Source organism: Lysobacter xanthus, from assembly GCF_047159895.1.
Map to the genome: position 1 here is coordinate 1 of NZ_BAAGAB020000135.1, position 2,425 is coordinate 2,425.

Below are 2,425 nucleotides of genomic sequence, written 5' to 3' on the forward strand. Positions count from 1 at the left end.
CCACGGAAGAGCGCGAATACCATGGCAGCCTTACAGAAACGCACAGCTGGCATAGCCGTGTCGGTGCCCTCTAACAATTCGTCCAAGCCGACGCCGCTTCGCGGCGCGGCTTAACTCAGGTGTTAGGCCTCATGGCAACCTACGATTGGCGCTGCAGTTCCTGTAACAACCCTTGCCCGGCAGGTGCGCATACGTGCCCGACATGCGGCTGCCCCGATACAGCCAGCGCGGCCGTGGCGGAGCGCCACTTCACGGCTTACCAAAACTCGGAGGCTGTCCGCGCAATGTCGGAATTTCGCTGCCCTAAGTGCGATCACCATCTTTATGTCGCTGGCGAACTTCGTGGCGCGGGCGGCATGTTCTCTGCGGCCTTTGAGCTGTCCACCGAGAAGTTCAAGTACATCAGCTGTCGCAAGTGTGGCTATACCGAGCTCTACCGGGCAGATCTATCGATCGGCAGCCAGGTGTTTGATCTTCTCGTAGGATGAGGCCTAACAATTCGTCCAAGCCGACGCCGCTTCGCGGCGCGGCTTAACTCAGGTGTTAGGGCGCTATGGCTAGTCCGCTGCACGTTAGGCTATTTACAAAGAACGCCTTGTACGGGTCGGCTGCACCCACGCTCATCTATGCCGTATGGATGGCAGTGGGTCTCATCGGGGAGTCACCTAGCGCAGGAGTCGTGAAGTGGCTGGGCTTCTCGGTCCTGTTCGGCTTTGCCACTTGCTACCTTGGGATGATTTTCGTCGCCGTTCCCGCGGTGAAGCTGCTCGCCCGCGCTGGCCTCTATCGCGCATTGCCGGTGTGCACCACCGCCGTGCTCGTCGGAACCGTGCTCGCCTGTTTGGCCGCAGGCTTGTTCTCGCCCAATGTTGCTGTCTGGCGCACTGCTTTGATTGGCGCGTTCTTCGGGCTCGTGTCTGGGCTGGCCTTCTATTACTGCGCGCGCCCTAACAATTCGTCCAAGCCGACGCCGCTTCGCGGCGCGGCTTAACTCAGGTGTTAGGCCACATAGGAGGGTTTCTGGTGAGTGCGGACAAATGGCACAGCCTGCTGATCGTGCTTGTGATCGGCGCCGCCACCGCGGCTGTGGTTGGCCTGCTACTGGAAAGACTCCTGCGGGGCTTGAAGAACATGCGGCCTGCCCGCGGAGTCTTGGCTGTAGTCTTCTACTTCGCCTTCAGTGTGTTGTGGGTGGCCGTCCACCCGCACCACGTACGTGACGCTCTCCTATTCGGAATCCAATCGGGCTTGCTCGGCGTGGCGTGCGCGCAATTCGCGCTGTTCATCACCGCAAAGGCACCACGGCATGTGGCCTAACAATTCGTCCAAGCCGACGCCGCTTCGCGGCGCGGCTTAACTCAGGTGTTAGGTGCCATATGCGGAAGTTCGCGCTCGCAGCCGCCCTTGGAGTTGCCGTCATGGCCGTCGCGATCGCACTCGCGATGTGGTCTTTGTTGCCGCGCTCTGCGGCAGTCATCGTCGCTCTAGGCTTTGCGCCCCTTGTCTCGCGACTCGCAGCTAACGGAGCAAGCTCGCGTCAGCGCGCCGTATTCATATGTGTGCGCGCGGCCGCTCTCGGCGGGTCATTTGCGGGCATCCAGCACTATCGGTTGGTTCGTCAAACCGCCGCCGTGATCGAGGCCGTAGATGCGTACAAGCTTCGCTTTGGCCAATATCCACAGCGCCTCACCGACGCAGGCGTCCGGCGAGACGATGGCCCGGTGCGCCTGGCCTATCTGAACGAGGGCGCACCATTCATGTGGTACGACCTCGGCGTATTCGACGGCAGGGCGTATCACTTTGCTCAAAAGACTTGGGGGCCGTGGCCGGAATGAGGCTGGCACCTAACAATTCGTCCAAGCCGACGCCGCTTCGCGGCGCGGCTTAACTCAGGTGTTAGCGCCCACGTGAAAATCCTCGCAGTTGTCGCAATGCTTACGTTGGTAGCTGCCTGCACGCCGCGGCACGAAGGCGTTGCCGCCCGCACCGTCTATGCCCTGCCCGCGCGTGGCTTCGCGCTCGACGGCCAAGTCAGGTCAATGCCGGAACTAGTCGCGTCGCTTGGCGCCTCGCCCAGTGTGCCGGTGAACATTGCTATGTGCCGCGGTTCTTCCCGAATCGCTGTGCTCAAACTGGCGCAGGCTTTGGAAGCAGCCGGTTTCTCGCGAATTGGCGTGATCACAACTGCCAATCAGCGGGCGTGCGCTAACAATTCGTCCAAGCCGACGCCGCTTCGCGGCGCGGCTTAACTCAGGTGTTAGGGGGCTGACGTGAGAGTAGTAGCGGTCGCAGCACTGGTTCTTCTTCTCGCGGTACCGGGCGTCGGGAGTTCTCGTTCGCGTCCTCTTGTGGGGCCGCTCAAACAACAGAATGCAGCCTACGACTGCTACTGGACGGCTCAAGCGCCCGCTCTCGGGCCCAGGGA

General features: G+C 61.5%; 5 protein-coding genes. All 5 read left to right on the forward strand.

The genetic code is table 11. The features are described from left to right. The first annotated feature begins 284 nt into the window (after positions 1-284). A complete protein-coding gene (locus ACY35P_RS15395) occupies positions 285-488 on the forward strand; it encodes a zinc ribbon domain-containing protein (protein WP_462116717.1) in 204 nt (67 codons plus the stop codon). 191 nt (positions 489-679) lie between these two features. Continuing rightward, positions 680-991, forward strand: a complete 312-nt coding sequence (locus tag ACY35P_RS15400; RefSeq protein ID WP_462116713.1) for a hypothetical protein — start codon at positions 680-682, stop codon at positions 989-991. Between the two features lie 32 nt (positions 992-1,023). After that, on the forward strand, positions 1,024-1,317 hold the full coding sequence (locus ACY35P_RS15405; RefSeq protein ID WP_462116714.1) for a hypothetical protein: 294 nt from the start codon (positions 1,024-1,026) through the stop codon (positions 1,315-1,317). A 101-nt stretch (positions 1,318-1,418) separates the two neighbouring features. Beyond that, complete coding sequence (locus ACY35P_RS15410) at positions 1,419-1,835, forward strand: hypothetical protein (protein WP_462116715.1); 417 nt, start codon at positions 1,419-1,421, stop codon at positions 1,833-1,835. Positions 1,836-1,907: 72 nt separating this feature from the next. Beyond that, the gene (locus tag ACY35P_RS15415) at positions 1,908-2,249 is read left to right on the forward strand and encodes a hypothetical protein (protein ID WP_462116716.1); all 342 of its coding nucleotides are present in this window, start codon (positions 1,908-1,910) and stop codon (positions 2,247-2,249) included. The last annotated feature ends 176 nt before the right edge of the window (positions 2,250-2,425 follow it).

What these genes read in the sequence shown, in the direction of transcription:
- ACY35P_RS15395 (WP_462116717.1), top strand. Translation starts at nt 285, where the DNA reads ATGTCGGAATTTCGCTGCCCTAAGTGCGATCACCATCTTTATGTCGCT.
- ACY35P_RS15410 (WP_462116715.1), top strand. Translation starts at nt 1,419, where the DNA reads ATGGCCGTCGCGATCGCACTCGCGATGTGGTCTTTGTTGCCGCGCTCT.